We start from the raw sequence: 20,637 nt of genomic DNA on the forward strand, positions 1-20,637 counted from the left end.
GTTACCGCGCCCATGGATAGGTACTCAATCAGCCAAGGGATCACGCTTGGCCAGCAACGTATACACACACGGCAATACAAACAAAGTAAACAAGGTGCCCACCGACATCCCCGTGGCAATCACCATTCCGATATCAAACCGACTGACCGCCCCGGCCCCCGTGGCAAAGATCAACGGCACCATGCCAAACACCATCGCCGCCGTGGTCATCAATACCGGGCGCAGGCGAATCGCCGCGGCTTCTTCTACCGCTTCTCGGGGTGTCAGGCCCTTGTCCTTGCGCAACTGGTTGGCAAACTCGACGATCAGGATCCCATGCTTGCTGATCAGCCCGATCAACGTCACCAACCCCACCTGGGTGTAGATGTTCATGCTCGACCAGCCGAGGAACAACGGGATCAACGCGCCGCAGATCGACAGCGGCACCGTCACCAGTATCACCAGCGGGTCACGGAAGCTCTCGAACTGTGCCGCCAGCACCAGGAAGATGATCGCCAGCGCCAGGCCAAAGGTGATCCACAACGCGCTGCCTTCCTGGATGAACTGGCGCGAGGCGCCGCTGTAGTCGAAGGCATAGCCGGCCGGGGTTTCTTCGATGGCGATCTGGCGCACGGTGTCGATAGCCTCGCCCATGCTGACAATCGGGAAGCCCGAGATCAGCGCCGAGTTGAGTTGCTGGAACTGGTTCAGTTGGCGCGGGCGGGCACGGTCGCTGACGCTGATCAAGGTCGACAGCGGCAGCAGTTCGCCCTGGGTGTTTTTCACGTAGTAATTGTTCAGCCACTCGGGGTTGTCCCGGTAGGCCCGTTCCACCTGGGCGATCACCTTGTAGCTGCGCCCATCAATGGTGAACCGGTTGATCTCTGCCTCCGCCAGCAAGGTCGCCAGGGTGCTGCCCAAGTCCTGCATCGACACCCCCATCTGCGCCGCCTTGGCGCGGTCGATGTCCACCACCACCTCGGGCTTGTCGAACGCCAGATCGATATCCACGAAGGCGAACTTGCCCGACTCCATGGCGCGCTTTTTCACACGGGCGGCCACTTGCAGCAACGACTCGTAGTCATTGGGGGTGTTGATCACAAAACCGAAGGGCAGGCCTTCACCGGTGCCCGGTAGCGACGGCAAATTGAAGCCGAACACCTGCAAGCCGGGGATCTGCTCCAGGCGTTTCTGCACCTCAGGCAGGATCTGCATTTGCGTGCGGTCGCGCTCGTTCCACGGCTTGAGCAGGAAGCCGCCGATACCCGATTGCACCCCGTTGAACCCATTGATCTGGAACGAGGAGTAGTACTCCGGGAAGTCCTTGAAGATTGCGATGAACTCGTCGGTGTAGGTGTTCAGGTAGTCCAGGTTGGTCGGCTGCGGCGCGCTGGCCATCATGAAGATGATGCCCTGGTCTTCGTCGGGGGCCAGTTGCGACTGAGTGAACTTGAGGAACACCGGGATCAGGCACAGCACGATCAAGGCAAACACAATCACCACCGGCCGGGTGTTCAAGGTGCCATGCAGCATTGTCTGGTAGCGGCGCTTGAGGCCTTCGAAGATGCGGTCCAGGCGGTGGCTCAGGCCGCTGGGGTTTTCGTCGTGGCGCAACAGCAGGGCGCACATCATCGGCGACAGGGTCAGGGCGACGATGCCGGAAATCACCACCGCACCGGCCAGGGTCAGGGCGAATTCCTTGAACAACGCCCCGGTCAGCCCCTCCAGGAAGCCGATGGGCGCGTACACCGCCGCCAGGGTGATAGTCATCGACACCACCGGCACGGCAATCTCCCGCGCGCCTTCCAACGCGGCGTCCAGCGGCGTCTTGCCGTCTTCTATGTGGCGGTGGATGTTTTCCACCACCACAATCGCATCATCCACCACCAGGCCAATAGCCAGCACCATCGCCAGCAGCGTCAGCAGGTTGATGGAGTAGCCCATCAATTGCATGAAAAACAGCACGCCAATCATCGACAGCGGGATGGTCACCACCGGGATCACCACTGAGCGCAGCGCCCCGAGAAACAGGAACACCACGACGATCACGATCAACACCGCTTCAAACAAGGTCTTGACCACCTCGTTGATGGAGGCCTGGATAAACAGCGTGGCGTCGTAGGCGATTTCTGCCTTGAGGTTGGGCGGCAACTGGGATTCCAGCTCCGGCATCAGCTTGCGCACTTCCTTGATCACATCCAGCGGGTTGGCGCTGGGCGTGGCCTTGATGCCGATGTACACCGAGGGCGTGCCGCCAAAGGAGCTGATGGCGTTGTAGTTTTCCGCGCCCATTTCCACCCGCGCCACGTCGCCGAGCAGCACCCGGCTGTCGCCATCGGTCTTGACGGTGATGGCGGCGAAGGCTTCGGCGGTCTTCAGGTCGGTATTGGCGTTGATGCTGGTGACCACATACTCACCCTTCACTTCGCCGGCGGCGGAGAGGAAGTTGTAGTTGCGCACGGCATTGGTGACGTCGCTGGCGCTCAGGCCAAAGCCGGCGAGCTTGATCGGGTCCAGCCACAGGCGCATGGCAAATACCTGGTTGCCGAGGATCTCGGCTTCGGCCATGCCAGGCAGGGTCGCCAGCTTGGGCTGGATCACCCGCGACAGGTAATCGGTGATCTGCGGGTTGCTCAGTTGCTGGCTGGAGAAGCTGATGTACATCAGCGCCGAGGCATCCGCGGCCTCCTTGCTCAACACCGGGTCTTCGGCGTCCTGGGGCAGCTTGTTCTTGACCTCGTTGGCCTTGGCCAGCAGTTCGGTAAACAGCCGGTCGCTGTTGGCGCCGATCCGCGCATAGATGGAAATCACCGAGAAGTTCTGGCGACTGACCGAGGTCATGTAGTCGATGCCTTCGGCGCTCGCCAGGCTTTGCTGCAGCGGTTGGGTGATGTAGCCCTGGATCGTCTCGGCATTGGCCCCGGGGTAAGCGGTAGTCACCGTGATCAGGGCATTTTCCATGGACGGGTATTGGCGCAGCGGCAGTTTGCTGTAGGCCTGGAAACCCAGGAGCACGATCAGCAGGCTGACCACCATGGCCAGCACCGGGCGGCGGATAAACGTATCGGTAAACGCCATGGCTCAGTTCCTTGAACCGTCGTTGCGCGGAGGTTGGCCAGGGCTGGCCGGCAAGTTTTTATCCGCCGTGATGGCGATGTGCGCGCCGCTGTCGAGCTTGATTTGCCCGGCGCTGACCACTTGCTCGCCACTGCTCAGGCCCTGGGTGACCAGCACCAGGCCGTCGCGTCGTTCGCCGGTCTCGATAAAGCGCCGCTCCGCGATCAGGATCGGTTGGCCATTGGCATCTTTTTCGAGGCTGCCGTCCTCGGTCTTTTTCTGCGCTACGACGTAGGCTGAATTGCCGTAGAGGGTGTAGGTAATTGCACTTTCCGGTATCACCACCTGGGCTTGCGGGTCGGGCAACAGTACCTGCAGGCTGGTGAACATGCCCGGCAGCAGTTTAGTGTCCGGGTTGGCCAGGGTGGCCCGCACCAGCACGTTGCGGGTGCTGCTCTCGACTTTCGGGTTGATCGCACTGAGGGTGCCGGGGAAGGTCTGCCTGGGGTAGGCCGAGACTTGCACCTGTACCCCCTGGCCGACAGCCAGCTTGGGCACCGATTGTTCGGGCACATAAAAGTCGACGTAGAGGCTGCTCAGGTCCTGCAAGGTGGCGATCACCGTGCCACTGGCCAGGTAGTCGCCCACATCGACCTGACGGATGCCGATAGTGCCGCTGAATGGCGCGACGATGTGTTTCTTGGCCAGGGAAGCCTTGAGCTGGTTGACCGTGGCCTTGTTTTTTTGCAGTTGCGCCGAGAGCCGGTCGAACTCGCCTTTGGAGATCGCCTGGCTGCCCACCAGTTGGCTGCCGCGCCCGTAATCGAGCTGGGCCAGGCCCAGGTCGGCCTGGGCGGTTTGCAGCAGGGCGTCTTCGACCGCGCTGTCGAGTTGCACCAGCGGTTGCCCGGCCTTGACCTTCTGGCCGGACTCGAACTGTACGTCCTTGACCGTTCCGGCAATCTCCAGGGCCAGGTTCACCCCCTGCAAGGCCTTGAGCGTACCCACCGCCGGCAGGCGCTGTTGCCAGGGTTGCTCGACCGCCGTGGCCACCGCCACGCTGATCGCCGGCTTGGGCGCGGAAAAGACCTGGATCTGCTGATAGATGGAAAAGGCTTTATAGCCCGCCAACAGCAGGACGATTAACAGGACAACGGCCAACATGATCAGCATGCGACGACGCAGCATATTCCGGTTCCTTGGAAAAAACTGAGGCAGACGAAGACGAACGATTGGGCACATTACTCCGAGTTTCGGCGCGATTCCAACTGGTAAATGCCGCCGCGTGCGCACAGGCTCAAGGGCAATGGTTTTGAGGCGCAGGGGAGTGGGAAAGGGGGCAGGCCTTTCCCGCAGGAGGTCAGGGGGCGGGCGTATCGCGCTTGGCCAGCACCGTATACACGCAAGGCAGGACGAACAACGTGAACAAGGTGCCGATGGACATGCCGGTGGCGATCACCATGCCGATATCAAAACGGCTGACCGCCCCCGGACCGCTGGAAAACACCAGCGGGACCACCCCCAGTACGGTGGCGATCGTGGTCATCAGTACCGGCCGCAAGCGAGTCGCGGCGGCTTCCTCGATGGCGGCCCGCGCAGACAAGCCTTGCTCCTTGCGCAACTGGTTGGCGAATTCGACGATGAGGATGCCGTGCTTGCTGATCAGGCCGATCAGTGTGACCAGGCCTATTTGTGTGTAGATGTTCAGGGTCGACCAGCCGAGGAACAGCGCGATCAGCGCACCGCAGATCGACAGCGGCACGGTCACCAGGATCACCAGTGGGTCACGCAGGCTTTCAAACTGTGCCGCCAGCACCAGGCCGATGATCGCCAGGGCCAGGCCGAAGGTGCCCCACAGCGCATTGCCCTCCTGCACGAACTGGCGCGTGGCGTTGCTGTAGTCAAAGGTGTAGCCCGCCGGCGCCTCCTCCCGGGCGATGGTTTGCACGGTCTCCAGCGCGTTGCTCATGCCGACGATCGGATACGCCGAGACCAGCACCGAATTGAGCTGCTGGAACTGGTTCAACTGCCGTGGGCGTACCTGTTGGCTGGACACGCTGATCAGTGTCGACAACGGTATCAACTGGCCCTTGGCATTTTTTACGTGGTAGTGGCTCAGCCAGCCCGGATTGTCCCGGTAGCTGCGTTCGACCTGGGCAATCACTTTGTAGAGATTGCCATCGATCCTGAAACGATTGATTTCTGTCTCTGCCAGCAGGGTCGCCAGGGTCAGGCTCAGGTCTTCCATGGACACGCCCATCTGCGCGGCCTTGACCCGGTCGATGTCAATCATCACCTCGGGCCGGTCGAACGCCAGGTCGATATCCACGTAGGCAAATTTCCCAGAGTCGATTGCCCGTTGCTTGACGCGTTCGGCCACCTCCAGCATCGATGTGTGGTCCTGCTGGGAGCTGATCACAAAACCAAAGGGCAGGCCCTCGCCGGTGCCCGGCAAGGACGGCAGGTTAAAGGCAAACACTTGCAGGCCGGGGATGCTGTCGAGCTTTTTGCGCAGGGGCGCCAGGACCTCCATCTGCGTACGCTTGCGCAGGTTCCAGGGCTGCAACTGGAAACCACCAACCCCTGAATGCACACCGTCCAGGCCATTGATCTGGAACGAGGCCTGGTATTCGGGCAGGGTCTTGAACTGCTCGATAAACGCCTGGGTGTAGGTATTGAGGTAGGCCAGGTTGGTCGGCTGCGGCGCACTGGCGAGGATAAAGATCAGGCCCTGGTCCTCATCGGGGGCCAGTTCCGAGAGGGTGAAGATGAGCATGGCCGGAATCAGGCCGAGTACCAGCAGGGCGAACACGATAACCACCGACTGTGCCCCCATGATCTGGTGCAGGCAGCGCTGATAGCGTTGTTTCAGGCTATTGAAGAACCGGTCGAGGATCAGCGCCAGGCCCTGTGGCTGTTGTTCCGGGCGCAGCAACAGGGCGCACATCATCGGTGACAGGGTCAGTGCGACGATGCCGGAAATCACCACGGCGCCGGCCAGGGTCAGGGCAAACTCCTTGAACAGCGCACCGGTCAGGCCCTGGAGAAAGCCGATGGGCGTATACACCGCCGCCAGGGTGATGGTCATGGAGATCACCGGCATACACACCTCCCTGGCACCCTTGATCGCGGCCTCGAGGGGAGATCGGCCTTTTTCGATATGCCGGTGGATGTTTTCCATCATCACAATGGCGTCATCGACCACCAGGCCGATGGCCAGCACCATGGCCAGCAGCGTCAGGACGTTGATCGAATAACCCATCAGTTGCATGAAAAACAGGCTGCCGATCAGCGACAGCGGAATGGTGATGACGGGAATCACCACCGAGCGCAAGGAGCCGAGAAACAGGAACACCACCAGCACCACAATCAGGATGGCTTCCATCAGGCTCGACAGAACGTGCTCGATTGAGGCGTTGATATACAGCGTCGAGTCGTAGGCAATGTCCGCATGCAGTTGGGGCGGTAGTTGCGCCTGCAATAGTGGCATCAGGTCGCGCACGCGCTTGCCCAGCTCCAGCGGGTTGGCATCGGGGGTGGGCTTGATGCTGATATAGGTTGCGGGCAGGCCGTTGAAAGAGCTGAAGCTGTCGTAGTTCTGGGCGCCTAGCTCCACTCGCGCTACATCACCGAGACGCACCTGGCTGTCGCCGCTGGTTTTCAAGGTAATGGCCCGGAAGCCTTCAGCCGATTGCAGTTCGGTATTGGCCGTGACGCTGGTTACCACGTACTCGCCGGTGGCATCGCCGGCGATAGACTGCACGTTGTAGCGCTTGATGGCCTGGGTCACATCGCTGGCGCTCAAGCCAAACCCGGCGAGCTTCAGCGGGTCGAGCCACAGGCGCATGGCAAAGCTCTGGTTGCCGATGATCTGCGCCTCGGCCATGCCCGGTAACGTCACCAGGCGCGGCTGTACCACCCGCAGCAGGAAGTCGGTGATTTGCGCGTTGTTCATGGTGTCGCTGGAAAAGCTCAGGTACATCAGCGCGGTGTTGTCTGCGGCGACTTTGCTCAGGACCGGATCGTCAATATCCCGGGGCAGTTGATTGCGCACTTCATTGGTCTTGGCCAGCAGCTCGGTGAACAAGCGGTCGCTGTCGGCACCGACGCGGCCATAGATGGAAATAATCGACACATTCTGCCGGCTGGAAGAGCGCATGTAGTCGATGCCTTGCGCGCTTGCCAGGCTTTTCTGCAACGGTTGCGTGATATAGCTCTGCACGGTCTCGGCGCTGGAGCCCGGCGCGAGCGTGGTCACCGTGATCAGTGCACTTTCCATCTGCGGGAACTGGCGCAGCGGCAGTTTCCCGTAGGCCTGCCAGCCCAGCAGCACGATCAACAGGCTGACGACCAAGGCCAGCACGGGGCGGCGGATAAACAGGTCGGTGAAGGTCATTCGGCGTGCTCCGGAGGGGGCGCCAAGGGCGGTTCATCGGGTTGCGTGCGATCAATACTGATATGCACCGGGGTGCCGTTCTGCAGCTTGATCTGGCCCGCCGTGACGACCTGTTCGCCTTTGGCCAGGCCCTTGGCAATCACGATATCGCCATCGCGTCGCTCGCCCGTTTCAACCAGGCGTTGTTCAGCGATCAGGCCCCCTGGGCCCTCATTGCCGGTGTGGGGTTTCACGACGTATACGTACTGGCCGTATGGGCTGTAGGCGATCGCGCTTTCCTGGATCACGACATGGGAGGAGGGGGTGTCCAACAGCACCTGCAAATGGGCGAACATCCCCGGTAGCAGATATTTGTCCGGGTTGGCCAGGGTCGCACGCACCAACACATTTCGCGTGTTGTCGTCGACGATGGGGTCGATGGCACTGATGCTGGCGCGACTGAAAAGCCCTGGCCGTGCCGAAACTTCAACCTGCACCGGCTGGCCGATCTTGATCAGTTGGACGGCCTGCTCGGGGACATGAAAGTCCACGTAAAGGCTGCGGGTGTCCTGCAGGCTGGCGATCACCGTGGAGCTTTGCAGGTAGTCACCGATGTTGACTTGACGGATACCGATAGTGCCGTCGAACGGCGCGACGATCTGTTTTTTTGCCAGGGCCCAGCGGCGCTGTGCAACCAGGGCCTTGTTGCGGTTGAGCTCGGCGGACAGGCGATCGAACTCGCCCTGGGAGATGGCATTGATACCCACCAGTTGGTGCCCACGCTGAAAGTTCTGCAGCGCCAGGCTGCGATCGGCCAGGGCCACGTCCAACTCGGCCTGTTCGGCCTGGTGTTCGAGCTGCAGCAGGGTTTGCCCGGCCTTGACCGCCTGCCCCGAGTCGAAGTGCAACTGAGTGACGACGCCGGGTACCTCGATACTCAGGTTGATACCTTGCAACGCCTTGAGCGTGCCGGCCGCGGGCAACTGGCGCTGCCAGGGTCTTTCCACGGCATTGGCCACGGCCACGCTGACGGGGGGCTTGGGCGCATGCAGCAATTGCAGTTGCTGGTAAATCCAGAATGCCTTGTAGCTGGCAAGCATCAGCACGACCAAGAGGACGATGCTGAGCATGGTAATCATCCGGCGGCCCGGCATAGTTACTTCCTTGTGAGGGTGACGTGGTGCGTGGGGCGCACGCAGGAGCGCCGCTGGCACGGTGAGCCACGCAGTCTTCACGAGAAAGGCGGGTGCTATAAGACGCAAAGTCGCGAGTGTGTGTGTGAAGTCTGCTCCCTCGTCGAGGGGCGTTTTCACAGGTCGCGTAGGATTTTTTCAGTGGGGCGGCTCCCAGGTATCAGCCCGGGAGCGCTGCGATGGCGTCAGATCAAATGCAGGTGGTTATCCCAGAACCCAGTTGGCAGATCCAGGGGCTTGGCCACCAGTTGAGGCTGGCGGCAATCGTAGAAACGGCAGCGGCCCTGGCCGGATGTCACGACAAACCCGTCCGCTACCGCACCCACGCCGGCACAGTCGGGCAACGGCCCGTCCAGGCGCAGTTCGCCGCTGTCCATGTCCCAGATAAAGAAGCGATTGCCCCGTGGCGCGGTCAGTGCCACCAGGCGCAGCTCACTGTGTACCGCCACGCTGGCGGTGTAGTGCCCCATGGCCTGCAACTGCTCGTCCGCCACCGGGAACGCCACGAACGGCTGGCCCGGACGCTTGATCGCCAACAGCTCGGAACGCTCCTGTGACGGGCCCATGAACTGTTGCCCGGTGAGGATCGTGCCATCGCTGGCGATCCCCATATGGCGCACGCTGTTCATGGGTTGGCCGAGGGTTTCCTTGCTCAGTAGCGTGCCGTCGCGCTGCATCAGTACCAGGCTGGGTTCCATGGCGTTGAGGTTCATCTCGACCCGGCTTTCGGCCTCGGTGCGGATCCCGCCATTGGCCACGATCAGAGTCTCGCCATCGGGCATCCACGACACCTGGTGCGGGCCGATGCCATGGGTGGAAAGCTCCCCACTGTGCACCAGGCGCTCACCTTCGAACCGGTACACCCCCAACAGGCCGCGACCGGGGTCGGTGGTGTCGTTTTCCGTGGCATACAGCCAGTCGCCACTCTTGTGGATCACCGCATGCCCATAAAAGTGCCGGTTGGCCTGGGACGTCACGGTTTGCAGCAGCGTGCCGTCGCGCAGGTCCACCAGGTAGCTCTCGGTGCCCGGGCGGCGGGCCACGAACAGCGCGATGGGCAGGCTCGGGTGGTTGATGATGTCGTGGCAACGCTGGCCAACCTGGGTGGCGAACACCTGGCTGCCATCCAGGCGATAGCCCACGGCGTAGTGCTTGCCATCGCCATCATCCCGGGCCGACAGCAGCAGCGGGCTGTCGCCCTTGCGCTTGAACAGCGTCCAGCCGCCCAGGGTGATTGCACTGAGCAGCACGCTACCAATGGCCAAAGCCTGTCGCCTGAGCATCATCAGTCACCGTCGTTGGCATTGAAGCCCAGTTGGATGCCCAGCGCCTTGGCCAGTTCGCCTTCGTGCAGGCGGTGGACCACGTTGAGGCTGTCGTAGATAGCGTTGAGTTGCTCGCGCCCGGCGTCGTCGGCCAGCAGTTCATTGAGCGAACGCTGGTTGCTGTCGAACAGTTTCAGGGAGGCTGCGTAGGCTGCGTCGATCTTCTCGGCCAGAGGCTTCTGGTCGGCAGGCAGCAGGCCGCGCAGGCCCTTGTTGTCGACCCCGACCCAAACGGTCTGGGCCGCCGCGAGGCTGGCTCGCAAGCCTTGCAGGGACGATTGGCTGCGCCACGCATCGGCCTGGAACGGCTGGGGGATGCCCTTGGACAGGCGACCCATCGGCGTGCCGAGTTTTTTCTTCAGGGTGTCCAGGGCCGTGACCTGCACGCGCAGCAGTTCGGCGATGGCTTCGTGGGAATCGGCGTAGCGCTGGTTAGGAAACTTGGTCATCTGCGCCAGCATGCCGTCGGTGCTGTTCCAACTGGCCAGAATTTCTTCGGCCAATTGCTTCTGGCGCTCGCCGATGGCGATCAGCAGCGGGCAGTAGCGGGCTTTCTGGGCGTCGTTGGCGATGTCGGTCTTGGCGTCATACAGGATGTATTCGTAGGCCGACAGGCCTTGCACCACAACGCTGGACTTGGCCAGGGCGGCGGCATCGATCTGCGGCTGGGCGGTGGCCAGTTGCTCGACCTGACGGCCAACGAGGTTTTTCTTGTCTGGCCAGAACTGCACCTGCCAGGCGCGATTGCCCTCGGCCAGCGGGCCGATCAGCAGCGGTTGCAACTCGGCCCAGGCTTTTTGCGCGTGGAGGAAGTCGGCGCGGGCGGTCTCCAGGGATTCCTTGCCTTGGCAGTAAGCCAGGGCGCTGACGGCCAACTGCCGGTCAGCTTCGACCCAGCGGCTGTAGGTCGGCAGGATCACTTGCTTGGCGATGGCCGCCGAGGTGACCGCTTGCGGATCCTGCGGCGCGCAGGCGCCAAGGGCCAGGGCGGCGAGGCTGGTGAACAACAACTTGGGACGGAACATGTCGAGCTCCCTTCAATAATTGGGGCAAAGCTTATAGAGAATTCAGGAACGCGAGCAATGCTGCTCGCTGCTGCGCATTAAAAGACAACACCTGTTGCTGCGCCGCCTGGGCTTCACCGCCGTGCCACAGCACGGCTTCAAGCAGGTTGCGGGCGCGGCCGTCATGCAGGAACTGGGTGTGGCCACTGACGTTTTGTGTCAGGCCAATGCCCCACAACGGCGGCGTGCGCCAGTCGCGGCCACCGGCCTTGAATTCGGTACGGTTATCGGCCAGGCCCTCGCCCATGTCGTGCAGCAGCAAGTCGCTGTACGGGCGGATGACCTGGTTGGCCAGCTCCGGCTCGGCGGCATTGCTGGCCGTGGTGAACGTGGGCGTGTGGCACGCCTGGCACCCGGCCTGGAAAAACAAGTTTTTGCCGGCCAGCACCTGTTGCGCATTGACATCACGGCGCGCCGGTACGGCCAGGTTGCGGGTGTAGAACAGCACCAGGCGCAGGATGTTATCGCTGACTTCCTGCTCGCCATTTTCGCCATTGCCGTTGGGCGCCTGCTTACAGGCAACCTGTGCGTCGGTACAGTCATCCATGGGCCGCAGGCGGGTGGTCAGGCCCATATCACCAGAAAACGCGTGAACATTTTGTTGATTGAGGTTCGGTTGCCCGGCTTTCCAGCCAAAGCGCCCGAGCACGGTTTTTTGCTGGGCATCATCCCAGACCCAGTTCGGGCGGCCGAGCACGCCGTTTTTGTCCGGGCGTTTGCTGGCGTTTTGCAGGATGTCCGCGTCGCTGATGGCTTCGAGCAAGCCCAGGCCGATCATCGGCGGCGCCACGCGCGCAGAAAACCGCGTATCCGGGTGCATCGGCCCGTAGCCGAGCTGGGTGATCTGCAGGCTCGGCTTGCGCAACTCGACCACCGTGCCGTCCTTGAACGTGACGTTGACCGGGGTGTAGTCGACTCGCACCTTGCCTTCCGGGGCCACACCGGGCACGGCCATGTCCTGCAACTGCCCGCCGTACACCGGCTCGGGGACGATCCCCAGTTGCTCGATGACCTTGGCGTAGGGCGGCGAATCCGGGATCGACAGGCGCACCAGCATGGACACCGCGTTGCTGGCCTCAGGCAAGGGCGGATGACCGCGGCCATCCTTGATATGGCAGTTCTGGCAGGCATTGGTGTTGAACAGCGGCCCCAGCCCATCACGGGCGGTGGTGGTGGCCGGGGCGATCACCCACGGATTGCGGAAAAAACTGTTGCCGACGCTGAAGTCCAGGCGGCGCGTTGGCGCCAGGTTGGCCGAGGGCAGCGAAAAGGCATTCTGGTCGGTCTTCCTTACCGTCGTGCTGCCTCCCGAACGCGCCTCACCCGGCTCGGCCTGGGTAAACGTCGGCGGCGGGGCGTCATCGCAGGCACTCAGGCTCATGGCCATCAAGAGTGCAGACAGGCGAAGAGGCAAGCGGGGCATCGATAATCCTGGAAGACGGGCGACGGTGGATGAAATTCAGGGGGCAAAGTCTAACAGGGCGGGGCGGATTGAATAAGAGCAATTATCGTTTGCTCCAATCTGATGCATTCCCGCTAGAATGGCCGCACATTTTTCCTGGAGGTGGCCAATGCAGGCTCTCGACGCTTTGCTCAACCGTGTTTCCGTACCGCGCCTGCTGGAGCCGGCCCCCACTGCCGAGCAGCGCGAAGTGCTGTTCGCGGCAGCCATGCGTGCACCGGATCACGGCCAACTGCGGCCTTGGCGCTTCCTCACCGTGGAAGGCGCGGCCCGTGAGCAAATGGGCACCCTGCTGGCCGAAGCGGCCCGCCTGCAAGACCCCGAGGCCCCGCAAGCGGTGATCGACAAGGCGCAGAACGGCCCATTGCGTGCGCCGCTGGTGGTGGTGGTGATTGCCCGTCTGCAGGAACACTTCAAGGTGCCCAAGTCCGAGCAGTTGCTGGCGGCGGCCTGTGCGGCCCACGGTATTTTGCTGGCGGCGTATGCCCAGGGGATCGGTGCGGTGTGGCGCACCGGCGAGTTGTCGTATTCGGCGCATGTGGCCAAGGGCCTGGGGTTGACCGCGGGTGAGGAAGTGATTGGCTTCCTTTATCTGGGGACCGCGCAGAACCCGCCGCGTACGGCGGCCAAAGAAGACATCACGGCGTTTGTCAGCGCCTGGACCGGTCTCTGACCCACCGCAAACCTATGTGGGAGCGGGCTTGCTCGCGAATGCGGTGGGTCAGTCAATACATTCATTACTGACCCACCGCATTCGCGGGCAAGCCCGCTCCCACATTTGATCTTCACTGCTTTGAGCATTGCGTTCGCTTAACTGATCGGTATTAGGGCAAGCCCACTCCCGCAAGGGGTATTTCATTGTTTTCAGGACCTGGGCTTACACCCGGAACTGATCCATCAGTTTCATCTGCTGATTGGCCAATGCATTCAATTGGCTGCTGATCGCCGCTGATTCAGTGGCCTGGCCAGTCAACGTCTCGGTCACGGTACGGATCGCCGAAACGTTGCGGTTGACCTCTTCGGCCACGGCGCTCTGTTCTTCGGCGGCGCTGGCGATTTGCAGGTTCATGTCGCTGATCACCGTCACCGCATCGCTGATCTTGCCCAGGGCCTGGACCGCCTGCTGGATCTGCCCGGCGTTGTTCTGTGCCTGGCTCTGGCTCGAATGCATGGTGGTCACCACCCCACGGGTCGCACTCTGGATACGTTCGATCACCAGGCGGATTTCTTCCACCGAATCCTGAGTGCGCCGCGCCAGGTTACGTACCTCGTCCGCCACTACCGCAAACCCCCGCCCGCTTTCCCCGGCGCGCGCGGCTTCAATCGCGGCATTGAGGGCCAGCAGGTTGGTCTGCTCGGCAATGCTGCGGATCACCTCCAGCACCGAGCCGATCTGCTCGCTGTTGACTGCCAGGGCTTCGACTTCGGTCACCGCCTTGCTGACTTCTTCGGCGAGGGTGGTGATATCGCGGGTGCTGCGCTCGATAATCGCCAGGCCTTCGCGGGCCGATTGATCGGCGCCGCGCGCTGCACTGGCCGCGTTTGAGGCGCTGTTGGCCACATCATGGGCGGTGGCGCTCATCTCGTTGGAGGCGGTTGCCACCTGGTCGATCTCGCGGAACTGTACCTGCATGCCTTCGCTGGTCTGGCGGGCGATTTCCGAGGACTGGTCGGCGGTGCCGCGGGCTTCGGTGATGCTCTGCTTGATCTGGGCGATGGTCGGTTGCAGTTTGTCGAGGAAGCGGTTGAACCAACTGACCAGCTCCCCCAGTTCGTCTTTTTTCGTGTAGGCCAGGCGTTGGGTCAGGTCGCCGTCGCCGCTGGCAATGTCCTTGAGCATCGCCGCCACGCTGTTGATCGGGCGGGTCACGCCGGTAGCGGTCAGCCACATCAGCAGCAGGCCCAGCAGGCCGGCTACGGCGCCGACCAACAGCGCTTGCAGCGTGCCACGGGCCTGGGCCTCGTCGAGGACCCCTTGCAGCTTGACCGAGTCGGCCAGCAGCACGTCCTTGGGCAGTTTGATCACCACGCCCCAAGGCTTGGCATCGGCAATCGGCTTGACCGGATACACCGCGCGAATCGTATCGTCCTGCTCGCGGACCTTGCGCGTGTCACTGGACAGCAGTTGCACGATCTCTTTGCCTTCGGCGCCGAGCACATCGACGATGCTCTTGCCGACCTTGTCCGGCTCGCCGCTGAAGCTGGCAATCAGGCCACTGCTGGAGAGGATTTCCATGATCCCGGCGCCGTCAAACAGCTCTTTTTGCGCGGTATTGGCCGCCGCTTGCAGGGCATCCAGCGCAATGTCGACGCCGATCACCCCAATGACCTTGCCGTCGGCCAGCAGCGGCAGGGAGATGGTGGTCATCAGCATCGACTTGCCGGCGACTTCATCGGCGTACGGGTCCAGCAGGCAAACGTTGCGGGTATCCCGTGGGCAGGTGTACCAGATGTTGTAGGGCGTACCGCTGAGGTTGAGGGTGGTCTTGGTCAGGTCCGCTTCCACCATCACGGTGTTCAGCCCTTCGCCACCGGCACGGCTCCAGTAGCTGGAGAACCGCCCGGCCTCGTTGGAGGCGCGCAGCTTGTCGTCGATAAATTCGCTGTCCTTGCCATCCAGGCCGTTGGGTTCAAACGACAACCAGATCCCCAGCACCTTGGTATTGCGCTCGAACGCAGTCTTGATCCGCTGGTTGAGTTCCTCGCGCACGGTGGCCGCTTCCAGCGAACGCTTGGCGGCCATGTTACGCAGGTCCTTGACCTGGTCGGCGAGGGCGGTGACCACCAACAGGCTCTCGCCGAAGGCTTTCTGCACCTGCACGGCCTGCTCGGCGGCCTTGGCCTGGAGCAGGTTCTCCACGCTGGCGGTGAGCATGCGCGAGCTGGACGCGCTGACCAGTTGGTCGTTCTGGTTGGACTGGTAGATATTCAGGCTGACGATCAGCGCAATCACCCCCAACAGGCAGAGACCGGACAGCAGCACGATTTTCAAGCGGATGGAGAGGGTGTCGAACATGGGCTTACTCGCGATTGGACTTGTTGGTGTGCAAGCAGGGCAACGGCCAAGTCCATTCGGCGCTATGCCCGGAACATCGGCACCGACGGGTAATTCATGAGGAATAGGCGATGAGCGGTAGGGCGCTCAGGCAGCGGTTCGCGCGAGTCGTTCGGGGCGTGACCAGATCCACAGGTTACCCAGGCTCATACCGGCGATGGCCAGGTAGATCGGCCAGCCGTGATCGAGCATCACCAGCATCAGGCCGGCACACAGCAACATGCTCACGGTGGCGCTGACCTTGGCTCGACGGGCGATGATCTTGCCGTTGCGCCAGTTGAACAGGATCGGCCCGAACAGCCGGTGGTTTTCCAGCCAGGCGCTCAGGCGCGGCGAGCTCTTGGTGGCGGCCCAGGCGGCCAGCAGGATGAATTCGGTGGTGGGCAGGCCCGGCACGACAATCGCGATCAAGCCGATCCCCAGGCTGACATAGGCCAGCAGGCCGAACAGGATTCGGGCGAGTTTGGAGGAGGATTGGGCGGGGGCTGTCATAGGTACGATTTGTCAGGGTTTCGAAAAATCTGAAAATGGAGCGCGATCAACATGTGGGAGCTGGCTTGCCTGCGATGCAGACGCTGCGGTGTATCAGTTAGACCGAGGCGATGCTATCGCAGGCAAGCCCGCTCCCACACAACCCCGCTCTCACATTCATTGCATTCCAGCAGCGCGATCAGGCCAGTTCTGGGGCGCTAGCGTACGCCTGTTCCAGCAACACGGTGAAGCGTACAAACGCATCCACGGCACCTTTTTCTGCTGCGGCTTCTTCTTCGGCGCTCAGTTCCAGGCTGTCGAGGGTGCGGGTGAAGCTCTTCCAGCCTTCTGCACGACCACCGGCTGGCTCGCCCAGGTGACGGGCACCGAAGGTTTCGCTCAGGCCCAGGCCGACGGCACGCTTGATCAGGAACGCTGCGCCCAGCTTGGAACCTTCGGACACGAACAGCCAGCCCAGGGCCTGGGCCTTGCTCGGGTTCTGCACGGCACCGGCCACGGGGGCGGGTACTTCGGTTTCCAGGTCGGCCAGGTCCAGCTTGGCGGCTTCGGCGCGGCAGCGCTCGGCCAGGTCCGGCACCAGCTTGATCAGCTCGGGATCGTTGTACAGCGCCACCAGTTCCGATTGGAACAGGTACTGCGCCACCACGAAACGGGCGAAGTTGGCCTGGGTTTCAAACGGGGCGTGAGCCTTGACCAGGGCATCGAGCTTGGTGTGCGGCTCGTTGGTGATCTGGTTCAGGCGCTGGGAGCGCAGGCTTGCGCGTTCTGCGGTAGTGGAAGCGGTCATTGGATGTCCTTGAGAAGGAAAAGCGCCTTGTTGCCAGGCTGTTATTACTAGACGAACAAGAAGACGCGTCACAGTAAAAAATCCTCACCCCGCCGGCGATAAAACCGGCGAGGTGGGGCTGCATGGGTCAGATGTCCCAGATCAGGTTGATCGCAAAGTTGCGTCCTGGCTGGGTCAGGCGGTCCAGGCTGGCTGGCGACGTCACGCCGGCTTCGCCCACACCGTCGTAGCTGCGCACGTCATCCCAGTTCCAGTATTTCTTGTCGGTCAGGTTGTACAGGCCGCCGTTGACGGTCAGCTCGTCGGTGACTTTGTAGAAGCCGGTCAGGTCGACGATGCCAAAGCCCGGGGTCTTGAACGGGCCATTGGCCTTGATGCCGGTCGGGGTAAAGAACGTGGCGCTGTCGACCCGGTTCTGTTTCTTGACCAGGGTCCAACTGACCAGCGCACCGTAGGTGTCCTGGTCGTAGCCAAGGCCGAACACACCCTTGAGCGGGTTGACGCTGTTCAGCGGCTGGCCGGTTTCGTCGTTGCGCCCGTGGGCGTAGGCAATCGCGCCCTTGGTGTACAGGCCTTGCGGTGCGCCGAAGGCGTCCAGGTTCAAGCGCCCTTTGACCTCCATGCCCTTGATGGTGGCACGCTTGATGTTGCCTGGCTGGAAGATGGTGCCGGTTGGGCCCAGCGCAGCGTTGTCCTCGTCAATGAAGTCGCGGTACTTGTTATAGAACACCGCGACGTCGAAATTGCCTGCGTCGAAGTTGCCACGGATCCCGGTTTCGTAGCTCTTGCTGGTTTCCGGCTTGAGGTTCGAGTTGGGCTCGACGACGTAGCCTTCGCCCAGGTTTTCAAAACGGCCATACAGCGCTTTGGCTGATGGCGTACGGAAACCTTCGGCGTACTGGCCAAACCAGGTGTACTGCTCGGTCAGTGCGTAGGTCACGCCCAGTTTTGGCGAGAAACGATGCCAGGTTTTGTTCGAGTCGTCGTGGGGGAACTTGCGGTCCGGGTCGGTGGTATTGAGGAACTCTTCGGTCAGCTTGGGTTTGAGCTGGATGTAGTCGTAGCGCACGCTCGGCAGGAAGGTCCAGTCATTCCAACTGATCTGATCCTGGGCGAACAGCGCGTAGCTGTTGATGGTCGGATCGGGGAAGTCGCTGGCTTTTTTCACGCTGTCGGCAGGGGTTGGGCTCGGTGCGCCAATGGCGGTACACCCGGCGCCTACAGCCAGGCAGGTCGCCGCACCTTCGCGCGAACCGGTGACTTTCTGCTGCTTGATCGTGGTGCCGTAGGTCAGCAGGTGATCGGTGTCGCCGATGACGAAGGCCTTGTCCAACTGCGCGTCGAACACCCACTGCTTTTCTTCGTAGAGGGTGTCGCGGGTCCGCAGTACGCGGCGGCCGGCCTGATAGATTTCGCTGGTGGCCTGGTCGGTCTTGGCGATCTGGTAGTTGAGGCTGGTCTTGATGTGATCGGCAATCGGCGAGTCGAGGGAAAACTTGTTTTCCAGGCCAAAGCGCTCGCGGGTGATGGTGTCGTTACCGCGACGGTCACGGTACATATTCATACCCTGGCCTTCGAGGAAGATCCCGCCTACCGCGCTTTTCTGGTTGATGTCGCGGTCGTCCTTGTACTTCTCGTAGGTCAGGCCCAGGCGGTTGTCTTCGCCGTAGTTCCAGCCCAGCTTGGCCAGCACGTTGGTGGTGCGCACGTCTTCCGGGTTGGCGCCGGTGCGGGCCAGGCCGGTGGCGTTGTTGCCGTTGTAGGACTCCATCTCGTGGCCATTGCGCTGGCTCAGGTGCAGCAAGCCGTCGAAGTCCTGCACCCGCCCGGCGACGGTGCCGGAGGTCAGCCAGCTTTCGTCCGCCGAGCTGTAGCCGGTCTTCAGGCGCGCGCCCACATCCTGGCCGGGCTTGATGATGTCGTCCGGGTCGAGGGTGAAGTAGCTGACGGCGCCGCCGATGGCGCTGCTGCCGTACAGGGCCGAGGCCGGGCCGCGGATAATCTCGACGCGCTTGACGATTTCCGGGTCGACATAGTTGCGGCGGGTCTTGGCGTACGGGCCGTTGAAGAAGTTGTCCGGCACCTCTACACCGTCCACCTGGGTGAGGATGCGGTCGCCGTCGATGCCGCGAATGTTGTAGCCGGAATTACCGGAGCGGGTGCCGGCGCCACCGACCGAGACGCCCGGTTCGTAGCGCACCAGTTCGCGGATGGTGTTGACGTTCTGGCGGTCCAGCTCCTCGCGTTCATGCACGCTGACGGTGCTGGGCACGCTGTCGACCGCCTGTTCCGTACGGGTGGCGCTGATGGTCATTTGTTGCAGGGTGAGAGCGCTACCCGCCGTGCGCTTTTCCAGGACGATGTTGTTATTGCCCAGTTTGCGGTAGTTCAGGTTGGTCCCCACCAACAGCCGGTCCAGGGCTTTTTCCGGGGTCAGCGAGCCGCGCACGCCAGGGGAGGAAACCCCTTGGCCCAGTTCGGCGGGCAGGCCGATCTGCCAGCCGGTGACGGCGGTAAAGGCGTTGAGTGCCGAGACCAGGGATTGCTGCTCGATGCTGAAGGTGTAGTTGGCGTGGCTGCGCGCCGCGGGTTCGGCGGCAGTGGCCGTGAGGACCGGGCTGCCCGCCAGCAGGATGGCGGCGGTCAGCAGGCACAGCGTAGGCGAAGAGGACCGGCGGTTGAAACGAGAGGACATCGAGAGCGCTCCGAGGGACGAGTCTTATAGTTGCGAGCCTGAATCAAATAGGAATCAGTTGCATTGGCTAAGACGAGACGTACCAGCGGTGGCTATCGAGTAAAAATAATTATTCTCAGTTGAGAATCACTAGCGCAGGGAACTCCGAGAGTTTGGCCGAGGTGATGTGGGCCAGGGAACGCACCACGTCCAGCGGTTGGTCCAGACGGTAATTACCGGTCACGGCGACGCTGGCCAGTTGCTCGTTGGTATTGACGATCCAGCCCGGGTAATAGCGCCGCAGCTCTGCCAGCACCTCGCTCATCGGGCAGTTTTCAAAGACCAGCCGGCCCTGGACCCACGCCAGTTCCTTGGTGGCATCGAGCTTGGCCGGTTGGCCGAAACCCTTGGGGCCGACGCGAATGCTCTCGCCGGCACTCAGGCGCACCCGGTTGTTGCCGAAGGTGGTGCTCAGGTCGACATCCCCGCGTTGTACCTGCACCTGCGCCTCACCGTTGAGATAGCGCACGGCAAACGCCGTATCGCTGACGCTGGCGCGCACCGGGCCGGCGTCGATCTGCAGGGGCAGGCCACGGTTGGCCGCGACTTCGAAAAACGCCTCGCCCTGATACAGGCGGGCGATGCGCTGATGCTCGTCGATGGTGCTGGAAAACGCCGAGTTGGTGTTGAGCAGCACCTTGGAGCCGTCATCCAGTTGCAGGCGCTGGCGTTCACCGACCACGGTCAAATGATCGGCCTGCAGGCGCACCGGCAGGTTGCTGAAGCTGAACAGCCCCAGCAGCAACACCGCCGCCGTGGCCAATGGCTTCCAGTGCGGCTTGATGCGCCGCCAGGCGCTGGGCTTGCGCGGCGCATTCAGGGCCACGGCGGCGCTGTGCACCGGCGCACCGCCCCAGGCGGCCTGGGCTTTGGCGAAGGCTTGGGCGTGACTCGGGTCGGCATCCAGCCAGGCCTGGAACTCGGCTTGCTGGCCAGGCTGCGGGCACTGCAAAGCGATCAGCCAGTCGAGGGCTTGGTCCATGGCCGCATGTTGCAACACCTCATGAGCCAGCTCATGGGGGTGCAGTTTGTTCGGGTCCGTCACGGTGTTCCTCGGGTCTTCGCCACGTTTTATTCAATAGCTTTTGTGACATTGCTGTCGGCTTGTCCCGAC

13 protein-coding genes are annotated in these 20,637 nt (G+C 62.3%); 1 reads left to right on the forward strand and 12 read right to left on the reverse strand.

The genetic code is table 11. The annotated features are described in order from the left end of the window. Positions 1–24 precede the first annotated feature (24 nt). From HBO19_RS02425 to HBO19_RS02455, 7 genes are all read right to left on the reverse strand, one after another. Entirely contained in the window at positions 25–3,057 is a 3,033-nt protein-coding gene (locus tag HBO19_RS02425; protein WP_170056830.1) for a multidrug efflux RND transporter permease subunit, read from the reverse strand. Positions 3,058–3,060: 3 nt separating this feature from the next. Then, positions 3,061–4,224, reverse strand: a complete 1,164-nt coding sequence (locus tag HBO19_RS02430; RefSeq protein WP_170056831.1) for an efflux RND transporter periplasmic adaptor subunit — start codon at positions 4,222–4,224, stop codon at positions 3,061–3,063. Positions 4,225–4,396: 172 nt separating this feature from the next. Beyond that, positions 4,397–7,432 (reverse strand): multidrug efflux RND transporter permease subunit, encoded by a 3,036-nt coding sequence (locus HBO19_RS02435; protein ID WP_170056832.1) that lies wholly within the window; start codon positions 7,430–7,432, stop codon positions 4,397–4,399. Then, positions 7,429–8,565, reverse strand: a complete 1,137-nt coding sequence (locus tag HBO19_RS02440) for an efflux RND transporter periplasmic adaptor subunit (RefSeq protein ID WP_170056833.1) — start codon at positions 8,563–8,565, stop codon at positions 7,429–7,431. Before HBO19_RS02440 ends, HBO19_RS02435 begins: the two co-directional genes overlap by 4 nt. A gap of 224 nt (positions 8,566–8,789) precedes the next feature. Beyond that, positions 8,790–9,887 (reverse strand): DUF1513 domain-containing protein, encoded by a 1,098-nt coding sequence (locus HBO19_RS02445; protein WP_169954700.1) that lies wholly within the window; start codon positions 9,885–9,887, stop codon positions 8,790–8,792. 2 nt (positions 9,888–9,889) lie between these two features. Next, on the reverse strand, positions 9,890–10,954 hold the full coding sequence (locus HBO19_RS02450) for an imelysin family protein (RefSeq protein ID WP_169954621.1): 1,065 nt from the start codon (positions 10,952–10,954) through the stop codon (positions 9,890–9,892). 31 nt (positions 10,955–10,985) lie between these two features. Then, entirely contained in the window at positions 10,986–12,416 is a 1,431-nt protein-coding gene (locus HBO19_RS02455) for a di-heme oxidoredictase family protein (protein WP_170056834.1), read from the reverse strand. Positions 12,417–12,564: 148 nt separating this feature from the next. Here HBO19_RS02455 and HBO19_RS02460 point away from each other — a divergent pair, with 148 nt between their 5' ends. Continuing rightward, complete coding sequence (locus HBO19_RS02460) at positions 12,565–13,128, forward strand: nitroreductase family protein (protein ID WP_170056835.1); 564 nt, start codon at positions 12,565–12,567, stop codon at positions 13,126–13,128. 204 nt (positions 13,129–13,332) lie between these two features. Here the strand turns inward: HBO19_RS02460 and HBO19_RS02465 are convergent, their stop codons facing one another. From HBO19_RS02465 to HBO19_RS02485, 5 genes are all read right to left on the reverse strand, one after another. Further along, entirely contained in the window at positions 13,333–15,471 is a 2,139-nt protein-coding gene (locus tag HBO19_RS02465; RefSeq protein ID WP_170056836.1) for a methyl-accepting chemotaxis protein, read from the reverse strand. Between the two features lie 126 nt (positions 15,472–15,597). Continuing rightward, complete coding sequence (locus HBO19_RS02470; RefSeq protein ID WP_170056837.1) at positions 15,598–16,002, reverse strand: YbaN family protein; 405 nt, start codon at positions 16,000–16,002, stop codon at positions 15,598–15,600. 178 nt (positions 16,003–16,180) lie between these two features. Beyond that, positions 16,181–16,789, reverse strand: coding sequence for a biliverdin-producing heme oxygenase (locus HBO19_RS02475; RefSeq protein ID WP_169954626.1), 609 nt, complete (start codon positions 16,787–16,789; stop codon positions 16,181–16,183). A 127-nt stretch (positions 16,790–16,916) separates the two neighbouring features. Continuing rightward, complete coding sequence (locus HBO19_RS02480; RefSeq protein ID WP_170056838.1) at positions 16,917–19,484, reverse strand: TonB-dependent receptor; 2,568 nt, start codon at positions 19,482–19,484, stop codon at positions 16,917–16,919. A gap of 115 nt (positions 19,485–19,599) precedes the next feature. Next, positions 19,600–20,568 carry a FecR domain-containing protein gene (locus tag HBO19_RS02485; RefSeq protein WP_169954628.1) on the reverse strand — a complete coding sequence of 323 codons (969 nt, stop codon included), beginning with the start codon at positions 20,566–20,568 and terminating at the stop codon, positions 19,600–19,602. Positions 20,569–20,637: the final 69 nt, after the last annotated feature.

The organism is Pseudomonas sp. WS 5021, assembly GCF_012985535.1.
Classification (GTDB): Bacteria; Pseudomonadota; Gammaproteobacteria; order Pseudomonadales; family Pseudomonadaceae; genus Aquipseudomonas.